19 protein-coding genes are annotated in these 19,003 nt (G+C 46.9%); 2 read left to right on the top strand and 17 right to left on the bottom strand.

Translation table 11 applies throughout. The annotated features are described in order from the left end of the window. Positions 1–387: 387 nt before the first annotated feature. The 14 genes from HY811_07880 to HY811_07945 all read right to left on the bottom strand — a co-directional run bounded on the left by HY811_07880 (position 388) and on the right by HY811_07945 (position 10,005). Positions 388–987, bottom strand: coding sequence for a DUF2238 domain-containing protein (locus HY811_07880; GenBank protein MBI4834718.1), 600 nt, complete (start codon positions 985–987; stop codon positions 388–390). Then, positions 984–1,982: a biotin synthase BioB gene (bioB, locus tag HY811_07885; protein MBI4834719.1), complete on the bottom strand. Its 999-nt coding sequence runs from the start codon at positions 1,980–1,982 to the stop codon at positions 984–986. Before bioB ends, HY811_07880 begins: the two co-directional genes overlap by 4 nt. Positions 1,983–2,044: 62 nt before the next feature. Next, positions 2,045–2,302: an ATP synthase F1 subunit epsilon gene (gene atpC, locus HY811_07890; protein MBI4834720.1), complete on the bottom strand. Its 258-nt coding sequence runs from the start codon at positions 2,300–2,302 to the stop codon at positions 2,045–2,047. Continuing rightward, a complete protein-coding gene (locus tag HY811_07895; GenBank protein ID MBI4834721.1) occupies positions 2,299–2,565 on the bottom strand; it encodes a translation elongation factor-like protein in 267 nt (88 codons plus the stop codon). Before HY811_07895 ends, atpC begins: the two co-directional genes overlap by 4 nt. A gap of 6 nt (positions 2,566–2,571) precedes the next feature. After that, positions 2,572–3,972: a F0F1 ATP synthase subunit beta gene (atpD, locus tag HY811_07900; protein MBI4834722.1), complete on the bottom strand. Its 1,401-nt coding sequence runs from the start codon at positions 3,970–3,972 to the stop codon at positions 2,572–2,574. Positions 3,973–4,006: 34 nt separating this feature from the next. Further along, positions 4,007–4,963, bottom strand: coding sequence for an ATP synthase F1 subunit gamma (atpG, locus tag HY811_07905; GenBank protein MBI4834723.1), 957 nt, complete (start codon positions 4,961–4,963; stop codon positions 4,007–4,009). Between the two features lie 3 nt (positions 4,964–4,966). Further along, positions 4,967–6,502 (bottom strand): F0F1 ATP synthase subunit alpha, encoded by a 1,536-nt coding sequence (locus HY811_07910; GenBank protein MBI4834724.1) that lies wholly within the window; start codon positions 6,500–6,502, stop codon positions 4,967–4,969. A gap of 30 nt (positions 6,503–6,532) precedes the next feature. After that, the gene (locus tag HY811_07915; protein MBI4834725.1) at positions 6,533–7,171 is read right to left on the bottom strand and encodes a DedA family protein; all 639 of its coding nucleotides are present in this window, start codon (positions 7,169–7,171) and stop codon (positions 6,533–6,535) included. 5 nt (positions 7,172–7,176) lie between these two features. Continuing rightward, complete coding sequence (gene atpH / locus HY811_07920) at positions 7,177–7,752, bottom strand: ATP synthase F1 subunit delta (protein MBI4834726.1); 576 nt, start codon at positions 7,750–7,752, stop codon at positions 7,177–7,179. A gap of 5 nt (positions 7,753–7,757) precedes the next feature. Further along, entirely contained in the window at positions 7,758–8,264 is a 507-nt protein-coding gene (gene atpF, locus HY811_07925) for a F0F1 ATP synthase subunit B (GenBank protein MBI4834727.1), read from the bottom strand. 94 nt (positions 8,265–8,358) lie between these two features. Beyond that, positions 8,359–8,640, bottom strand: coding sequence for an ATP synthase F0 subunit C (locus HY811_07930; GenBank protein ID MBI4834728.1), 282 nt, complete (start codon positions 8,638–8,640; stop codon positions 8,359–8,361). Positions 8,641–8,722: 82 nt separating this feature from the next. Next, the gene (gene atpB / locus HY811_07935) at positions 8,723–9,493 is read right to left on the bottom strand and encodes a F0F1 ATP synthase subunit A (protein MBI4834729.1); all 771 of its coding nucleotides are present in this window, start codon (positions 9,491–9,493) and stop codon (positions 8,723–8,725) included. A gap of 2 nt (positions 9,494–9,495) precedes the next feature. Then, a complete protein-coding gene (locus HY811_07940; protein ID MBI4834730.1) occupies positions 9,496–9,786 on the bottom strand; it encodes a hypothetical protein in 291 nt (96 codons plus the stop codon). 6 nt (positions 9,787–9,792) lie between these two features. Beyond that, complete coding sequence (locus tag HY811_07945) at positions 9,793–10,005, bottom strand: AtpZ/AtpI family protein (GenBank protein ID MBI4834731.1); 213 nt, start codon at positions 10,003–10,005, stop codon at positions 9,793–9,795. A gap of 190 nt (positions 10,006–10,195) precedes the next feature. Here HY811_07945 and HY811_07950 point away from each other — a divergent pair, with 190 nt between their 5' ends. Then, on the top strand, positions 10,196–11,431 hold the full coding sequence (locus HY811_07950) for a L,D-transpeptidase family protein (protein ID MBI4834732.1): 1,236 nt from the start codon (positions 10,196–10,198) through the stop codon (positions 11,429–11,431). A 69-nt stretch (positions 11,432–11,500) separates the two neighbouring features. Here HY811_07950 and HY811_07955 read toward each other — a convergent pair whose 3' ends face one another. Further along, positions 11,501–12,427 (bottom strand): hypothetical protein, encoded by a 927-nt coding sequence (locus tag HY811_07955; protein ID MBI4834733.1) that lies wholly within the window; start codon positions 12,425–12,427, stop codon positions 11,501–11,503. Positions 12,428–12,568: 141 nt separating this feature from the next. Here HY811_07955 and HY811_07960 point away from each other — a divergent pair, with 141 nt between their 5' ends. Next, a complete protein-coding gene (locus HY811_07960) occupies positions 12,569–13,735 on the top strand; it encodes a bifunctional folylpolyglutamate synthase/dihydrofolate synthase (GenBank protein MBI4834734.1) in 1,167 nt (388 codons plus the stop codon). Positions 13,736–13,900: 165 nt separating this feature from the next. Here the strand turns inward: HY811_07960 and HY811_07965 are convergent, their stop codons facing one another. Both HY811_07965 and glgB read right to left on the bottom strand, forming a co-directional pair. Beyond that, complete coding sequence (locus HY811_07965) at positions 13,901–16,393, bottom strand: DUF3536 domain-containing protein (protein MBI4834735.1); 2,493 nt, start codon at positions 16,391–16,393, stop codon at positions 13,901–13,903. 162 nt (positions 16,394–16,555) lie between these two features. Next, positions 16,556–18,556: a 1,4-alpha-glucan branching protein GlgB gene (glgB, locus tag HY811_07970; GenBank protein MBI4834736.1), complete on the bottom strand. Its 2,001-nt coding sequence runs from the start codon at positions 18,554–18,556 to the stop codon at positions 16,556–16,558. Positions 18,557–19,003 lie beyond the last annotated feature (447 nt).

Here is a 19,003-nt window from a genome sequence, read left to right on the forward strand (position 1 = left end):
GATAGGCTTCATACGGTCAGGAGAAATATTCTATACGCTGAGGAGGATATATTACAATGGTAAGGGGAATGCATTTATTGGGTATGGGGAGTTATTCGCTTGGGTATCCGGGCATCTTCGCTATGGAATACTGGGACTCTCGCTTGGGGAGGGTAGGGTTTTTAAAACGGCATTTTCCTAAAATGATGGCTTATAACTCTTATAAATAACCACTTACAAAACGTGGTGACTATCACCGATGGATAAGAGTTCCTGCTTATATAAATGGACAGAAGATATGGCAATAAATTAAGGAATTATCCCGCTTCGTTACATTACAGGGGCGTTCCCGATTAGGTCGGGACTCCACTATCGTTCCGCGCTTTGCTTCGTTAATGAATTGGTTAATTAGCGATTGAGCTGCCGGTCGTGAATCTTGGAAAATAAAGCGAGCGATATGATACTGCCTATAGCACAATAAAGCATATCCCATTGGGCATCCCAGATATCCCCCTGGCTCCCGAGGTAATTATCCACCCCGCTTCCCAAGACCATGGCTGAAGCGAATTCCAGAAGTTCAAAGAGCGCGCTGAACGCCACACACGAGGCAAATACAACTATCGTCAACCACCGGAATCCGTTTATCGCCTTGTTCCTGGCAAATATCTCCCGGAAAAGGATTGCCGGGATAAAGCCCTGGGCAAAGTGTCCGATGCGGTCGTAATTGTTCCTGATAAAACCGAACCAATCCTGCATCCAGAATCCAAGCGGGACCCTTTCGTAAGTGTAATGCCCTCCGTAGATGAGAATCAGGGCGTGGATAAATAATAATATGCCCAGTAAAGGCGTCAGCTTTATATTTTTAAGATAGAGGGCGGCAAAAACGATTAATCCGCCGAAGACCCAGAAGACCTCCATTACCCAGGTCAGCCGGTCAAAGGGCTGTGTTCCCGATGCGATAAGCACCAGCCACAGGGTGATGTAAAGTATGTATCCGAATATTTTCATTTGCTAATGCTCAGTCCAAGGTCCTTTATCATCTGCAGGTCTTCTTCAACCGAACGGCCCGGCTGGGTAAGATAACCGCCTATCATCATCCCGTCCGCGCCGGCATAGAATATCCACGACTGCATATCGCGCAGGTTCTTTTCGCGCCCTGCGCAAATCCTGATATTCTGTTTGGGCATAACATAACGGAAGATGGCAATGGTGCGTAAAATCTCTTGCGGGGTGAGCAGTTTCGCACCCTCAAGCATGGTGCCCTTTATCGGGATAAGGAAATTCAGGGGGACCGAATCCACTTCCAGTTCCCGCAAAGTCAATGCCATATCAATCCGGTCTTCCCAGGTTTCGCCCATGCCAAAGATTCCGCCGCTGCAGACTTTTAATCCGGCTTTTTTAAGGCTCTTTATAGTTTCTATGCGCTCATCATAAGTATGAGAAGAGCATACATGGGAAAAGAACCTGCGGGATGTTTCCAGGTTATGATGGCATTTAATCATGCCGGCGTCTTTAAGCTTTTTGGCATTGGCAACGGAAAGCCTGCCCAGCGATCCGCAAAGATATGGGATAGATTTTGAATTTGTAGTTTGGGATTTGGGATTTGAGGAAATCTCCGTGGAGACTTTACAGATAGCATTGATTTCCTTTCCGGTCAGTTCGTTTCCGCTGGTGACGATGCTGAATCCGTGCGCGCCGATTTCCGCGGAGCGTTTATATCCTTTTTTTATCTCCTCCGCGCTGACCAAGGGGTATATTTTCGCTTCGGCTGAATGATGGCTTGACTGCGCGCAGAACTTGCAGTCTTCGGCGCAGGAGCCGCTTTTGGCATTGATAATGGAGCAGAGATTTACTTTATCACCTTTAAAATGCGTACGGAGGGTGTTCGCACCGTGGAGCATATTCCATAGGTCGCACTCCCTGGAAACAAGCCACTTGGCGTCTTCATGGCTGATGAGTTTTCCTTCAAATATATTGGCGAGAATTTCGGTCAGTTTATTCATTTAACCGCTTGATTTTCAAATTAACTAATTAACTTACTTTGCGCCTTTGCGGTGCAATCAAGTTATTCCACCGAATCAGCCAAAATGGTGGTTTTAGTCGGGGTTGTTTCCATCATGCCGCCTGTTATGGTAAACACATGTTCATCCTTTTGTCCATCCGGTCGAACAGTCACCTTTCCGGCGTTAAGCGCCGCGATAAACGGGGCATGGCCAACCAAAACGCCCAAATAACCTTTATGGGCAGGGACGATAAGCGACTGCGCCGAGCCCTTAAAAACCATTTTTTCCGGGGTAATTATTTCTATCTCAAAACTTTTCATTCTATTACCTTATAAATAACATCATTATCACGGACATGGGCTTTCACCTTGATGCCAATCCCATCTCCATTATTCGCTTTCTGGACAGATTTATTTTCCGCCTGCATAGAATCAACCTTTTGGGTCAGGTTGGTCGTATGTCCTTTTACGTGGATAGTATCTCCCACATTAAGCGGCCCGGAGGTAATCCTAATCGCCGCCACGCCAATTTTGCCAAAATAGTGCTCTACTTTACCGATTTCTTTCGCTTCCACTGCAAGCAACCTCCTTTAATCCGTGGTTATAGTTTTGGCTTTCTCCACGGCATCATCTATCGTCCCGACCATGAAAAACGCCTGTTCAGGCAGTGTATCGTATTTTCCTTCCAGCAATTCTTTAAAACTCCTGATGGTATCTTTAAGCGGAACGTATTTCCCCGGTATTCCGGTAAATGCCTCCGCCACGTGGAACGGCTGGGAAAGAAATTTCTGGATGCGGCGGGCGCGGGCGACTATTTTTTTATCATCATCGGAAAGTTCTTCCATACCCAGAATAGCGATGATATCCTGCAAATCTTTATATCTCTGGAGAATCCTCTGCACCTCGCGCGCCGTGGTATAATGTTCTTTTCCTATGATTCTTGCGTCAAGAAGTTTTGAAGTCGAATCCAGCGGGTCAACCGCCGGATAAATTCCCAGTTCGGAAATCTGCCTGGAAAGATTCGTTGTGGCATCCAGGTGCGCGAAAGTAGTTGCCGGAGCCGGGTCGGTCAGGTCATCAGCCGGCACGTAAATAGCTTGTATAGATGTAATGGAACCTTTCTTGGTGGAAGTGATGCGTTCCTGGAGTTCTGCCATTTCCGTAGCCAGGTTCGGCTGGTAGCCGACAGCCGAGGGCATGCGCCCAAGAAGCGCGGAAACCTCCGAGCCTGCCTGGGTAAAACGAAATATGTTATCGATAAACAAGAGGACATCCTGCCCTTCCTGGTCGCGGAAATATTCCGCCATGGTTAAGGCGGTCAAGCCGACCCTTAAACGCGCGCCGGGGGGTTCGTTCATCTGCCCGAAAACCATGACGGTTTTGGCAAGGACGCCGGAACTTTTCATTTCCAGCCATAAATCGTTTCCTTCACGCGTCCTTTCACCCACTCCGCCGAATACGGAAAAACCGCCGTGCTCGGTGGCGATATTGCGGATAAGCTCGGTAATCAATACGGTTTTGCCGACGCCGGCGCCTCCGAAAAGCCCGACTTTTCCGCCCTTTGGATACGGCGCCAGGAGATCGATAACCTTAAGGCCGGTTTCGAATACTTCTATTTCCGTAGATTGCTCTGCCAGTGTAGGCGGATGGCGGTGAATTGGATAATTCATATCTGTTTTCACATCTCCCTGCCCATCTATCGTTTCGCCGAGCAGGTTAAAAATCCTGCCCAGGGCAGGACGCCCGACCGGTATGGTAATCGGCGCGCCGGTATCAATCACTTCCATCCCGCGGATAAGACCGTCGGTAGAAGCTAAAGAAATCGCCCGGATGGTATTATTGCCCAGGTGCTGTGCAACTTCCAGAGTAATGATTTTCTTGTTTTTAGGGTCGGTAAGCTTCAGTGAATTATAAATCGTGGGCAATTTGCCTTCGGCAAAGCTGATATCCACAACCGGACCGATAATCTGAACGACTTTCCCCTTGTTGATATTATCCATTATTCAACTCCTTCATTAAACGCATTTATTTCATAGCTTCAGCGCCGCTGACGATATCAAGCAATTCCTTGGTAATACTTGACTGGCGCGCTTTATTAAATATTAAAGTTAATTCATCCATCACTTCATTGGCATTATCGGTTGCGTTGCGCATTGCAATCATCCGCGCACTGTGTTCGCTGGATAAAGCATCCAACAGCAACCGGTAGAAAGTCATTTCAATATAGCGCGGGACCAGGACATCCAACATTGCATTTGGGTCAGGCTCAAAAAGATACCCCATTCCCCCGCTCCACTGTTCTCCACCGTTACGTCGGGGTGATAGGGAGTCCCCGTAGGGGGCTAATTGCGGCTTCGTCTCTTTAGATTTTTTCCCATTCGCGCCTTCCGACAAAAACGGTACTAAGCGCATTACTTTCGGGCGGTAAACCATAGCGTTGACGTATTCCGTATAAACAATCCACACTTCATCAATCGCCCCTTTTTCGAAATCCCGCATAAATGGGGTGATAATCTCGCGGGACATGCCGGAATCTATATTAGGCGGTATCTGATGATAGGATTTAAAAACATTGCGATTTGTCTTTTGAAAATAATCCATTGTTTTTTTGCCTATTGCCGTAATCTTGAAAATGGCGTTGGCATTTTCATTCATAAAGCGGGAAACGGTCCTTAAGAGATTGGCATTATATCCGCCGCAAAGGCCCTTTCCGGAAGCGATGGCAACAAGCCCGATGCGGCTTACAATCCTGTTTTCGGCAGTCTCCCGATGTAATAATTTATGCGTCATAAGCTCTGGCGGCAGTGTGGCTAGAATATTATCCATAATAGACTGTAACTTAGCGGAAAAGGGACGGATGGCGTTCAGCTTTTCCTGCGCTTTTTTAAGCTTGGAAGCGGAAACCATCTCCATCGCCCGCGTAATCTTTTTAATATTGTTTACGCTTCTGATTTTCCGCTTTATTTTTCTTATTCCGAGCATATTTTACTTTTTAAGAGTTTGGCTGTATTCATCAATCGCTTTTTTGATATTATTAACCGTCTGCTCCTCCAGTTTCTTGGTTTTCCTGATGGCTTCCCTGATGCCGGGATGCTTTTCTTTAATAAAGAGGTCCAGCCCGTTTATAAAAGGTGTAACTTCATTCATCGGAAGATTATCAAGATATCCGTTCGTCCCGGCGAAGATTATAACAATCTGGTCTTCAACCGGCATGGGCTGGTACTGAGGCTGTTTGAGTATTTCCACCAGGCGCTCTCCACGGGTAAGCTGTGCCTGGGTGGCTTTGTCCAAGTCCGAGGCGAACTGGGAAAAAGCGGCCAGCTCCCTGTATTGGGCAAGGTCCAGTTTTAATTTTCCGGCAATCTGCTTCATGGCCGGAATCTGCGCCGAGCCGCCGACGCGCGATACGGAAATGCCGACGTTGATGGCCGGCCGAACGCCCGCGTAGAAAAGGTCCGGGTCAAGATATATCTGGCCGTCGGTGATGGAAATAACGTTTGTCGGGATATAACCGGAAACGTCGCCGGCCTGGGTTTCGACAATCGGCAAAGCGGTCAAAGAGCCTCCGCCCAATTCCGCGGATAATTTCGCCGCTCTTTCAAGCAGCCTTGAATGCAGGTTGAAAATATCACCCGGGTAAGCCTCGCGTCCGGGCGGGCGCCGCAGGAGCAAAGATAGCTGGCGGTAAGCCTGGGCATGCTTGGAAAGATCGTCATAGATAACCAGGGCATGCTTGCCTTTATCGCGCAGGTATTCGCCCATAGCGCATCCGGCATAAGGCGCGATATAAAGAAGCGGAGCCGGGTCGCTGGCGCTGGCCGCCACGACCGTGGTGTATTTCATCGCTCCGTATTTTTCAAAGGTATTGACAATTGACGCAATGGTCGAAGCTTTTTGCCCGATGGCGACATAAATACAAACCACATCGCCGTCTTTCTGGTTAAAAATAGTATCAATAGTCAAAGCGGTCTTGCCGGTTTGGCGGTCGCCGATAATAAGCTCGCGCTGGCCGCGGCCGATTGGGATCATTGAATCAATCGCTTTCCATCCGGTCTGGAGCGGCTCTTTCACCGGCTGGCGCTGGACGACATTAGGAGACCCGCCTTCAAGCGGATAGCGATGCTCGGTGACAATCGGGCCTTTGCCATCAAGCGGCTGGCCAAGCGCATCAACTACCCGGCCGATAAGCGCTTCCCCGACCGGTATTTCCATCACACGCCCCGTGCATTTAACCTGGTCACCTTCACGGATAATAGTATCATCACCCAAAACCACGCAACCAACGCTGTCTTCTTCCAGATTAAGCGCCATTCCGTAAATAGACTCCCTGTTTTCCTTGCTGCCGCCTGACGGGATAAATTCAACCAGCTCGGAGGACATAACTTTTTCCAACCCGTAAACACGGGCAATACCGTCGCCCACTTGAAGCACGGTCCCTACGTTTTCCATTTTAAGGGCGCTTTCATATTTGGAAATTTCTTTCTGGAGAATAGAACTGATTTCTTCCGGTTTAAGTTTCATATAATCGATCTCCTTTCAGAACGCTTATGTCTATATCTTGCCGTCATTGCCAGCAGTTAGTATAACTTGCTTAGCGCGTTTTATACGCCGATATACGATAATGAAAAGCACCGCGACAACAACAGCAATAAAAAGCACTATTTTAACATCAGAGATAAAGAAAGCAATCGCTTTTATATGGGCGCTGAAATAATAACCAACCCAAACCAAAAAGGGAACGCTTATCAGGGCGGCCAGGAAATCCATTACGAAAAATCTGCTTACTTTCATGCGATACGCTCCGGCAAGGGCGTATATCCCGAATCTCAATCCCGCGGCAAACCGCCCTAAGAAAATGGTTATACGCCCGTATTTGGCGTAAAAATGGCCGATGCGCTCCTGCCGTCGGGGGGTAAAAATCCAGGAGAAAAGCCTCATGCTGAAAAGCGTCTTCCCGAAATGGTAACCAAGCCAGTAAACTATCAAATCACCGATTAAAATTGAACTCATGGTAACAGCTATCATAATATATATATTCGCCGTGGTTTCCGCCGCGATAAAACCGCCCGCCAAGAGGAAAATATCTTCCGGCAAAGGAAATCCGAACGATGTCAGCAATAACGCCGCGCTAACCGCAAAATAGGAAAGCGATTCCGCATTTACTATAAAAAAATCCAATGCTTTTTCCATACGGTTTACAAGACGTCTATATTACTCAGTTTTCCCTGCTCAATCCGGCTGAGCATGTGAGTTTTTAGGTCATGCAAACGGCTTTTTACGCTTCCGTCAATGACCATATCATCTATTTGCAATATTATTCCGCCCAAAGTCGTTTTATCTATGCTCGTTTCCAAGATAATTTCCCCGGCATTAATCCAGCCCAATCGTTTCTTTATTTTTTCCTCTTCAGAAGAAGTCAACGCGGCAAAAGACCTCACATTAACCCGGACGACTCCATTATATTGGTCCAAAAGAAACTTGTAGGTAGTAATAATATCCGGCAGGTATTCCATGCGCCGTTTCCTGATAAGCAATTCCATGAATTTTCCGCACAGCGGCGACAAAGAACCATTTGTAATTTTATTCAGCAGCTCATACTTGTTTTTGGCGTTTATTAAAGGGTTATTAAGCACCAGCTTTAACTTGCCCACCGCATTATACGATTCGCCGAGATATTCGAGCTCGTCTTTTATCTCTTTGATAAGGCTCTTCGCCCTGGCCATGTTAAACACGGCTACGGCATAACGTTTGGCGACTATATCAATAAGCATGTTTCTTATTTCTTCCCGGGAATTTCATCCATAAACTTTTCCGCCAGCTGGTGATGGATTTTCTCGTCCATGGTGTTTCCGATAATCTTGGCGGTAGTCTGGAAAGAAAGGTTTACCACTTCTTTTTTGAGTTCCACCAAAGCTTTTTTAGTTTCCTGCGCGATTTCTTCCGCGGCTTTCTGCAAAATTTTATCCGCCTGGGCGTGGGCTTCGGAGATTATTTCCGTCTTGGCGGCCAAGCCTTCCTTGATGGCTTCCTGCATTTTATCGTAAGCCGTCTTTTCGATTTTCTTCAGTTCCGCCTGGTATTTATCCTTCAACGTGGAAATTTCTTCCTTGCTTTTCTCGATTCCCTGGTAAGTCTCTTTGATTTCGTTGTTCCTTTCATCCAGGTATTTAAGCACCGGCTTAAAAAGGAACTTGCTTAAAACAAGGACCAGGAATATGAAACTGATAGTCAAAATGAGAATCACCTGCCATTGGGCTCCCATCATCTGTAAAAAAGTATCCATAGCCTCCTCTCTGTAGCAAAGAGCGTAGAGCTTATAGCGTAGGGATTATCCGGCGCCTTGTGCCGGGATGTGCCCTACGCTCTATGCTTATTATTTAATGCCCTGCCCCTTTTGCTTTAAGATAACCATCCTCGGCTTGCATGGCATTAACTTTTTCCACCCCGTATTTCGCCTTGATTACATCATCAAGGTTTCCCTTAAGGAAGATACCGGTAACAAGCAGGGTATAAATGACCAGCGTTTCAATCAGGGCCAAGCCGATAATCAAGGCCGTGAAGATACGGCCGCCTGCTTCGGGCTGGCGGGCGATGGATTCCACCGCGCTGCTGATTGCCTTTGCCTGACCAAACGCCCCGGCAAGGGCCGCTAAAGCCATTCCTAATCCGATGCTTAATCCCAAAAGTCCAATATTCCAATCCACTCCTTCTCACCCCCCTTCGTCTGTTATAAACTTTAAATCAATGGCTCTCTTCTTCGTGAGCCGTTAAAATCATAATATAAATACAGGTCAACGCCGTAAATATGAAGGCCTGTAGGAATGAGGTAAACACCGCCAACAAAAACATTATCATCAGCAAAATGAAAGGGAATGGGGCAAAAAGCCCGGCGTTTTTGACCAGCCCGACAATAGATAAAATTATCATATCCTCCCCAGAAATATTCCCGAAAAGACGCAAAGAAAGCGAAACCGGTTTTATCAATTCTCCCAGAAGATGGATGGGAAACATGAGAGGGGCCAACGCCCACATAATCGCGCCCTTAGGCGACCCGGCAAAATGCTTAAGATATCCGAGGATACCGTGCGCCCTGATAGCCACTGCCTGGACATAAATTATTACGGCGACGGCCAGTGCAATGGTCATATTCCAGTTAGCCGTAGGCGACATCATACCGGGGATTAAACCCATTAAATTAAGGCAGAAAATAAATACAAAAACCGTTCCTAAAACGGGCAGGTATTTGCGCCCGCCGTGCCCGATTAACGAATCCAGCAAATTAGCCAGTTTTTCTACGATGACTTCAAAAGCGGATTGGAACCGGCCCGGTGTTTTCTTAAGGTTTCGCGAGGCTATGATTGAAACTACCGTCAAAACTATGATAATCAACCAGGCGAAAACGATTAATCCTAAAAGCTGCTCACCGCGGTGCGAATCCATAAGGAAATCCGGCAGTAAATTATGTTCCTTGAGAATATAATACAAGGCCGTTACAAAAGTCGGCGGATGCATTTTTACTTGCCCTTTGCTAAATTAAAGGTTAATAAAATTCCGGTAATTATTATGGGTCCGATTGCCAAACCAACAACAAAATGCGGGGTATCCAACCAGCTTAATCTGGTTATGCCGTAAATTAAAAGGCCCAGGAAGATGAATTTAGCCAGCAGGATAAAAATCACGGCGATGCGGCTGAGCTTATTTTTAGAGCCCTTTATGCGGATTAAAGCGGGAAGGATTAATTTCCATGTCCAGAAAGGGATAATCGCTGATGTAATTCCTATAAGCAAGCTAAACAAAGCGTACATAATCTGTCATTCTCTAAAAAACTTGCGCCCCATCCGGTACGCCTGTAAAAAACCGGCCGCCAAACCGATAATCGTAAAGACAATCGCCAGCCAAGGGCCGGTTGATAATATCCTATCGCCTAAAAAGCCGATTAAATATCCTACCCCTGTCCCGGCGATGACCGTTGAACCGATGACAAAAACCAGGCCTGTTTTCTGTAAATCACCGCGGGTGGACATTTATTTAAACCGCTCCAGATAAATCACGTAATGATAATACTTATAAAAATTATTGTCAATTAATATGGATAAACAGTTTACTTCCCTGTTTTTATATAACCTATTTCCTTAAATATATCTTAAGATATGCGCTGCCTTTTCCCGATAAAACAATATAATACCGCTTTATTTTAATTGAAGGAGGATTAGAATGAAAAAGTTTATCTTTTTGGTTATTGTCATTGTTGTGGGTTATTTTGTTTACACCAAATATTTCAAGAAACCAGCCGCCCCGGAACCGCCGTCCAATCCTCCGGTTGCCACACAACCCCCTGCAGCCAACGATGAACAAGTGGTTAATACCGATGGAATGAAACTCTTTAAAGATGGTGAGTTTAAAAGCGCCTCCCGTCAACTGGAAAAAGAACTGAAATCAGCTCCGGCAAGCGAACAGCCCACTATCTTAAGCACCCTGGCGCAATGTTATGATAAGCTTGAAAATAAAACCAAGGCAGTTGAAACCTGGAAGCGCCTGGTAAATGATTTTCCCTCAAGCCAGCTATGCGGAGATGCTTATTACGCCCTAGGCAGGAATGAATCAGAAACAGAAAAACAGATGGAAAACTATAAAAACGCGGTGGAAAAATATCCGGAAAGCGCCGGGGCTAAGATGGCTGCCTGTGACCTGGGTGATTATTACCTTTCCCTTGCATCGTTAAACGAAGTGGAAAGGCAAGCCAAGGCGCGCAAGTGTTATACCCTGGCTTTGAAAAACAATCTCTCCGCGGAAAAAAGAGCGGATGTAAAACGCAAGCTGGAAGCTATTAACCGCAATCTTTTCTTCTCGAGCATGATTAATCCTTCGGATAGCATCGCTTATAAAATCCAGCCCGGAGATAATATCTGGAAAATTTCCCGAAACTATAAACTTCCCGAAGGCAGCGACAGCGAAGGGCAACAATACCGCGGTTTAATACGACTTATCAATCATATGCAGACATCGAACATTAGGGCCGGCGATACCTTGAAAGTCATTACCGGGAAATTCAGCATGGAAGTGGATAAAAGCGCTTTTATATTAACGCTATATCTAAACGGCGAATACATCAAGGAATACAAAATAGCCCATGGCAATCCCAAAGAAAGCCCGACGCCCGAAGGCACTTTCCATATCAAGGGAGACAGCCGCCAGGTTAATCCTGTCTGGTATTTTACGGATAAAACCAAGGGCACGACAGAAGCGATTCCTTTCGGCGACCCACGCCATGTCATCGGCACGCGCTGGATGGGTTTTAAGGAAAACCCTCAATTAGGCATTCACGGCACCAGCGCACCTGAAAGTATCGGCAAAGCCGTTACCAACGGTTGTATCAGGCTGGTTAACCAAGAAGTAGAGGAGCTTTTTGATATCGTCGGCGGTGATACCGAGGTTGTGATCCACGAATAACTTTTACATCCCTTTGTTGTTTTTGTAACCGATGAAAGGTTTAGCTTCGGGGGAGCCTCCGCCGAACCTTTATTTCTTATCTTTTATCTTTTCCTTCTTTTCTATCTCGTATTGGCTGAAAGTAACGCTTATCGGATTAACTTCATTCCTTCTCTCAAGCACCTTTCCTTTGCTGTCCAGCATAGTGAATTTCATTGAAGAAAACAGCATGAATTTATCCTGATAAGTATAAGTAAAATCAATTGTTATCCTATCAAGGAAATTGTCTTCGTTATCCGCCTTGGTAATATCAAGCTGTTTTATTCCCCATAATTTGTTGTATTTCTGGGGAGTTATCGTACCAATCAATTTTTCTTTTTCTGTCCGCAGCTCGAACTTTGTTATCTGATAATCCTTGTTAATCCAGATAGCCAGTGATTCGAATGGATTTTTTTCTTCCGTCTCTTTCTTACTCCTATCACGCAGGCGGGGTGTTTTCTTTTCCGATTTTTCCTTCTTCTTGGGAATTGCTTCCACCTTGTTAAGGTTACGAAGGTCCTTGCTTAACACCATTTCATATTTATCCTCATCTGAAAGGGAATTTAATGCTTTAACGACTTCATTCACAGGGTTGGCTGCCTGGAATAATTGCCTCATGGCTAATTCCATCAATTGCGCACATATCCTGGTATCTTCTCTTCCATCCTCGCCGAAATAAGGAGGGATTTCCCTGGGCTTGACTGTAACCGGCTTATTCGGCTCCCAAGCCAGCTCATAATCGACATTGTCCAAAATCACCTTGCTCCGCAAATTAACGGATTTAACGATCTCCGGAGATTTAATAAAGCAAGTATAACGACGGAGTTCTTCTTTAGTCAGGTCGTAATAACTATCCGCGCATTTTTGGAGTATCTCGCCGGCGGTTTCCTCCTTATCTTCTTTTGCCCCGTCTTCGGCTCTTATGGTTAACCCGGCCATTAATCCAGCCAAACACAAACCGATTATAAAATAGCGCATAATGCCTCCATATTTATATTTTGACTTAATCCGGATATAAGATATACTTTTCTCTTTAATATGTCAAGCCTAAAAACAAACGCGTTTAAGGATTATAGTTCCGCATACAGATACCTTTGCCGTTTTACGGATTATGAGCGCATGGTAAAATTCCACTCTCCAAGAAAGGCGTTTAACCTTAAGAAAATCACCGCCTTCTTAAAGGCGCTCGGCAATCCGCAGGATAAAATAAAAACCATCCATATCGCCGGCACCAAGGGCAAGGGCTCAACCGCCATTTTCCTGTCCCGCCTGCTTCAGGCAAGCGGGTTTAAAACCGGATTATTCACCTCGCCACATCTGGTTGATTTAAGCGAACGGATTCAGATAAACGGCGCGCCCATCTCCCGCCATGCCTTTACATATATGATGAATAAGCTTCGCCCATATCTCAAACGCTTTAAACCAACATTTTTTGAGATAATGACCACGCTTGCCTTGTGTTATTTCGAGGAAGAAAAAGTGGATTATGCGATAATGGAAACCGGACTGGGAGGAAGACTTGATGCGACAAACGCCATAAATCCGCTCCTTAGCTTAATCACCCGTATAGATTTTGACCACATGGATAAATTAGGCAACACCATTTCTTCTATCGCAAGGGAAAAAGCCGGGATTATCAAGCCTAAAACACCAATCTTTACTATAAAACAACTACCTGAGGCAGATAAAGTTATCCGCGCGGTTACCTGCAGGCAAAAATCCCCGTTAAAGATTATCCCGCCATTTTCCGGTAGGCTTCCGGTTCACGGTCGCCACCAGGAAGAAAACTTTGCCCTCGCCTTAAGCGCCTTAAAATATATCTTACCTAATAAAAACCATGAGCTAAAAACTAAAATGCCTAGTCTCGCTCTGCCTGCTCGAATCGAGGTTGTCTCCAAAAGCCCTACGACTATTCTGGACACTTCGCATAATCCCGTATCAATCAAGGCGCTGGTTAAAACCATCAAAGAAGAATTCCTGTATCGAAAATTAATCCTTGTCCTAGGTATCATGCGCGATAAAGAAACGGATAAAATACTTGGGTTTATATTACCTCTTGCTGACGCCGTTATATTCACCCGGGCAGACAACCCGCGCTTCCTTGCCCCGATAGAATTCATTCCTTACATAAAAGACATGAAGTTATCCATCCCGATATTCCTTGAACCTGATTGCAAGGAAGCATTAAAAACAGCACGGGTGCTGGCATCAAAGAAAGATTTGATAGTAATAACGGGCTCGTTCTATCTGGCAGGGGCGCTGTATAAAAAGTTACATCCGGGTTAATTGTCATTCTGAGCGTAGTGAAGAATCTCATTTCAAGCACAAAAAGAGGCCCTTCCCCCATACCCAAATGGTTTCCAGTCGGTTGACTGAATACCGAATATCTTTCTATGCCATTTAGGTGCGGGGCGAGGGTGACAGGCTAAAGCTTCAATCTGTTTTGACCTTTTAGTGTGAGCCTTCAAGATGAACTCTAAGATAACCGCTCAATTCCTTGAAATGTTTTATCCATATTCTGGCATGGGGATCCCAAGCATCTGCTTTCTTATGCATTTCCGGATAAGTCTGCTGCGCCAGGAAAAAGCAAATATTCTGCGCCTGCCACAATTCTGGCTCTAAAGAAAGCTGGGTAAACAGATTGATAAACTCGGTAACGGTTTCCAATGTCTTTTCATTCCTGGGCGCCACCATCAACCGCTCCATCAGGTGATTAAACACACGGTTTGCCGCTATATTTAAAGCCGTCTTATCAAGCTCAACCGGGCGCCTTTTTATCTCTTCCATGACCTGTTTCATTCTGGATAGATCCAATTCTTCGTCTTCCATTGTCTTTTCCCCGAAGGCGTGCCTGCCCATAGCCGAAAGAAGCGCGTTGTTTAAAATAAAACCGCTGATGGCCGTCAAGGCCTTGGGCATCGGGACTTTTGCCTCGCGTAATATTTCCATCAAAGGATCGTAGCGTTCGTATATCTGCTGGAAAAACGCCTCGGTATCTTTCATGGTATTAGCGACTATCTGCTCCAGTATCCGGCGCTGGTCATCTTTGAACAAATGCCTTAGAGAATAATCGTGCGTTTGGAAATGCTTATCGATAAGATTAATAATTTCAGGAATGCTTCCTTTCATCGTGGCGCTTTTTATTTCCTTCTTCATTACCGTATACGACTCCTCGTTTATATAAAGGCTGACCCCGCCCAAAAGGTTATGTTCCCCCATATAAAGCATCCCGAAATTGACCATCGTTTCTTCCAGTGTGATTTTGGATTTTATTCTGGTTTTTCCGAGAATTACTTTATTACGCCCGCTTGTTAAAACTTCGTGATACTCTTTATGTATATTGTAACAATAAAGCTCGGTTTCTTCTCCGCTTCCGTTACCATTGAATCCATTATGATTAAAAAGGGACATGATGGCGAAGTGCGCGCCTACGCTCACCAAGGTCGCTTCCATCGGACGGACCAGCTTTTCGTAAACGATGGCGCCGTTCGGGTAATCCGCAAGGTTGCCTTTCGCCTCGGCTAAATTATTGATGAATACGGGCTCCAAGTTTTTACCCGTCAGCTCCCTGGTCAACTGGATAGCCCTTGCCGCATACTGCATCACCTGCACAGTTTCTATCCCGGAAATATCGTCAAAGAACCATCCGCAACTCGTATACATGAGCATCGTGTGGCGCTGCATTTCCAAGAGCTTGAGCGCGAACATCTTCTTGTTCTGGGAAAGCTTTTCAATTGCGTGCTTCCGGAAAAACTCGTCTATCGCGTTTTCGGTCCCGTCCGCGTTATGCAAAATCACATCTATATAATCGTTCCTGGCATCCCAGGGGTTTTTCACGTATTGGGCGATGTCTTTTGCGTAAATATCGCTTAAGCGGTCGCGCAGATCGTCCATCGCCTCCCTCAAGGGATTTCTCCAGGCCTGTTTCCATTCCGGATGTGCGCCGCTGTTGCACCCGCAATTATTCTGCCAGCGCTCGACCCCGTGGATACAGCTCCATGAGGTGTTTTCTATTATTTCCGCTTCGTACATGGGCGGATGTTTTTCCAGGAATTCGCCATAGATGGTCAGCTTGGCGAGCTTCTTTGATTCCACGTAATGCAGGCAATATGCCAGGGCCATATCGGCAAAGCGGTGGTGGTGTCCGTAAGTCTCGCCGTCCGTCGCCACATTGATTAACTGCGCCTCGTCGGACTTTTCCGGCGCCGAACCAATCAGGCGGTTGGCAAAAGCCTCCCCGTTATTCAAAAGCGTGCCGAAGGCGACTTCCTGGGCTATCGGCCCGTCATAGAAGAACAAGGTTATCCCTTTACCCGAAGGCAGCCTGCAGGCATAAGAGCGCCTCGGGTCTATTTTGGCGCCGTTAACATCGTGCCAGGCCGTCTCGCCGATTTTACGGATGCGCTTTGCCTGGTGCGGAGCCAGTATGGTGAATTTTATTCCCTGCTCGACGAGTATCTCCAGCGTTTCCAGGTTCACCGCGGTTTCCGGCAGCCACATGCCTTCAGGCTTGCGGCCGAAACGGTATTCGAAATCCCGAATGCCCCAGATTACCTGCGTTTCCTTGTCGCGCCGGTTTGCCAGCGGCATGATGATATGGTTATAACCCTGGGCCAACGCCGCGCCGTGCCCGGAAAACTTCTCCTGGCTGAAGCGGTCGGAATCCTGTATCAGTCGGTAAACCTTCGGGTCGTGCCGCTCCATCCAGGAAAGGAGCGTCGGGCCGAAATTAAAGCTCATCCCGACGTAATTGTTGACGATATCCGTGATGAGACCCTTGTTATCCAATATCCGCGAACAGGCGTTCGCCTCGTAACACTCCGCAGTGATGCGCTCGTTCCAGTCATGGTAAGGCAGGGCGGATTCCTGGAGTTCCACTTCCTCCAGCCACGGATTCTCCCGGGGCGGCTGGTAAAAATGCGAATGTATGCAAAGATATCTCACGGCTCCACCCACGTTGTCACTCCTGCGAAAGCAGGAGTCCTTTCACAATACTGGATTCCCGTTTTCACCCCATGTCCCGCTTTGCGGGACAGGGACTCCCTTTTGGTCCCCGTAGCGAAGCGGAGCGGGGCGGGAATGACAATTAAATAATACATATTTATATCAGCGGTAAAATATCACAATACCCAGCGGCGGTAATGTCAGTAAAAGCGAATAGCCAAATCCATGCCCGGGCTCCTGCTTTGCCTCCACCCCGCCGAAATTTCCGTGGTTCGTCCCGCCGTATATTCCGGAATCGCTGTTTAGGATCTCTTTCCAGAACCCGCCCTCCGGCACGCCCACCCGGTAATGGTATCGCGGAGTCGGCGTGAAATTGCAGGCAACCAGTATTTTCTTATCAGAGCTCGTGCCTTTCCGGGTGAAGCTGATGACGCTCTGTTCCATATCCATGTGGTCAATCCAATCGAATCCGGCCTGCTCGAAATCCAGTTCATAGAGCGCCGGCTCGCTTTTATATAACTTATTCAAATCCTCCACCCAGCGCTTGACCTCTTGGTGCGGATAATACTGCAGGAGATGCCAGTCCAGGCTCTGCTCGTGGTTCCATTCATCCCGCTGGGCGAATTCATCCCCCATAAAAAGCAGTTTCTTCCCCGGATGGGTGAACAGATAGCCGAAAAGGAGTTTCAGGTTGGCGAATTTCTGCCAATCATCCGCCGGCATCTTGCCGATAAGCGAGCCCTTCCCGTGCACCACCTCGTCGTGTGAAAGCGGCAATGCGAAATTCTCCGTAAAGGCATACCACATGCTGAAGGTCAAATCGTTGTGGTGATATTTGCGGTAAATCGGGTCTTTGGAAAAATAGCATAGAGTATCGTGCATCCAGCCCATATTCCATTTTAAGCCGAAGCCAAGCCCGCCGACCGAAGTCGGCCTGGTGACCATCGGCCAGGCAGTCGATTCCTCCGCGATGGTTATGGCATCCGGAAACGCACCGTAAATGGTTTTGTTCAGGCACTTGATAAAATCTATTGCCTGCAGGTTTTCCCTGCCGCCGAATTCGTTGGGAATCCATTCACCGTCTTTCCTGGAATAATCCCGGTAAAGCATGGATGCCACCGCGTCCACCCTGAGCCCATCCGCATGGTATTTATCCATCCAGAAAAGCGCGCTGGAAATGAGGAAATTCTTCACCTCGCAGCGGCCGTAATTAAAGATGTAGCTTTTCCAGTCCGGATGGAAGCCTTCCTTATAATTGCTGTGTTCGTAAAGATGCGTCCCGTCGAAATAAACCAGGCCATGCTCATCCGAAGGAAAATGAGAAGGCACCCAATCCAGGATTACCCCGATATCGTTCTGGTGGAGCAAATCCACCAGATACATAAAATCCTGCGGTGTGCCGTAGCGCGAAGTCGGCGCGAAATAGCCCAGGGATTGGTAGCCCCAGGAACCGTAAAACGGGTGCTCCATGACAGGTAAAAGCTCCACGTGGGTAAACCCCATCTCCTTGACGTATTTGACCAAATCCGGAGCAAGCTCGCGGTAGGAAAGTAACCTGGAGCCTTCCTGCGGATTCCGGCGCCAGGAGCCCAGGTGGACTTCATAAACGGAAATCGGGGCGCTGAGCTTATTATGGTCATGGCGCTTGGACATCCAGCCGGCGTCGTCCCATTTATAATCTATATCCCAGACGATTGAGGCGGTCTTTGGGGGCGTTTCGCAGTGGAAGGAAAAAGGGTCCATCTTTTCCGCCTTGTAGTTATTGTGCTTGCTTGCGATGTGGTATTTATAAACAGTCCCTTGCTTAAGTCCCGGAATAAAGCCTTCCCAGATGCCGGAGGAATCCCAGCGTACGGCTAAGGGGTGTGACGATTTATTCCATCCGTTAAAATCGCCGATGACAAAAACGCCCTCGGCATTCGGCGCCCACACTGCAAAATAAACTCCTGAGACGGCGACTCTCCCTCTTTGCCCCGAACTGCCTGGTCGGCAGTCAGGGGATGAATCAGTCGTCCCATCCGAAGGAATGTGACTTTCATCTATTTTCATGACGTGAGCGCCAAGTTTATCGTATAACCTGAAATGCGAGCCCTCCTTAAAGAGGTAGACATCGTGGTCGGTGATTAAACCCTTGCCGTAAACGACAGAGTGTTTTGAATTCATACGAAGTAGAGTATTTAACTAAAAATACGCTTCGGGTCAAATGAAATGCGGTTAATGTTATTTTAACAGGGACTCTTAAGAGACCTATATCCCTAAAGGGGAGGCTGCCGCACAGAGACTATAATTTTAGTCAAAAGAAAAGAGATTGCTGATATTCTTAACAGGACTGGACAAAACTTGAACCATAAAAACGTAAAGATAATTTTGTTTCGCCTAAAAAGAAAGGGGCGAATTTTACTCCGCCCCCTTTTATCAAATTATCAACGTATAAGCTTGCCTATACCTGTGAAACTTTAACAGACAGATACAACTGCGGAACGTCCTTGTAAACGGGCCCGTTATCCTTGCGTAGTAGAACGGAGTCCCGATTCTCGGGGACGAAGTCCAAGTGAGAAGCACCGCCCGGAGTAAAGCGATTCAGTTTTAGCCCCTTATTTATTAATTCCA

The organism is Planctomycetota bacterium (assembly GCA_016207825.1).
Classification (GTDB): domain Bacteria; phylum Planctomycetota; class MHYJ01; order JACQXL01; family JACQZI01; genus JACQZI01.

What these genes read in the sequence shown, in the direction of transcription:
- HY811_07955 (MBI4834733.1), bottom strand. Translation starts at nt 12,427, where the DNA reads ATGCGCTATTTTATAATCGGTTTGTGTTTGGCTGGATTAATGGCCGGG.
- bioB (MBI4834719.1), bottom strand. Translation starts at nt 1,982, where the DNA reads ATGAATAAACTGACCGAAATTCTCGCCAATATATTTGAAGGAAAACTC.
- HY811_07960 (MBI4834734.1), top strand. Translation starts at nt 12,569, where the DNA reads ATGGTAAAATTCCACTCTCCAAGAAAGGCGTTTAACCTTAAGAAAATC.
- atpC (MBI4834720.1), bottom strand. Translation starts at nt 2,302, where the DNA reads ATGAAAAGTTTTGAGATAGAAATAATTACCCCGGAAAAAATGGTTTTT.
- HY811_07940 (MBI4834730.1), bottom strand. Translation starts at nt 9,786, where the DNA reads ATGTACGCTTTGTTTAGCTTGCTTATAGGAATTACATCAGCGATTATC.
- HY811_07945 (MBI4834731.1), bottom strand. Translation starts at nt 10,005, where the DNA reads ATGTCCACCCGCGGTGATTTACAGAAAACAGGCCTGGTTTTTGTCATC.
- atpG (MBI4834723.1), bottom strand. Translation starts at nt 4,963, where the DNA reads ATGCTCGGAATAAGAAAAATAAAGCGGAAAATCAGAAGCGTAAACAAT.
- glgB (MBI4834736.1), bottom strand. Translation starts at nt 18,556, where the DNA reads ATGAATTCAAAACACTCTGTCGTTTACGGCAAGGGTTTAATCACCGAC.
- HY811_07910 (MBI4834724.1), bottom strand. Translation starts at nt 6,502, where the DNA reads ATGAAACTTAAACCGGAAGAAATCAGTTCTATTCTCCAGAAAGAAATT.
- HY811_07915 (MBI4834725.1), bottom strand. Translation starts at nt 7,171, where the DNA reads ATGGAAAAAGCATTGGATTTTTTTATAGTAAATGCGGAATCGCTTTCC.
- HY811_07950 (MBI4834732.1), top strand. Translation starts at nt 10,196, where the DNA reads ATGAAAAAGTTTATCTTTTTGGTTATTGTCATTGTTGTGGGTTATTTT.
- HY811_07880 (MBI4834718.1), bottom strand. Translation starts at nt 987, where the DNA reads ATGAAAATATTCGGATACATACTTTACATCACCCTGTGGCTGGTGCTT.
- atpB (MBI4834729.1), bottom strand. Translation starts at nt 9,493, where the DNA reads ATGCATCCGCCGACTTTTGTAACGGCCTTGTATTATATTCTCAAGGAA.
- atpF (MBI4834727.1), bottom strand. Translation starts at nt 8,264, where the DNA reads ATGGATACTTTTTTACAGATGATGGGAGCCCAATGGCAGGTGATTCTC.
- HY811_07930 (MBI4834728.1), bottom strand. Translation starts at nt 8,640, where the DNA reads ATGGCTTTAGCGGCCCTTGCCGGGGCGTTTGGTCAGGCAAAGGCAATC.
- atpH (MBI4834726.1), bottom strand. Translation starts at nt 7,752, where the DNA reads ATGCTTATTGATATAGTCGCCAAACGTTATGCCGTAGCCGTGTTTAAC.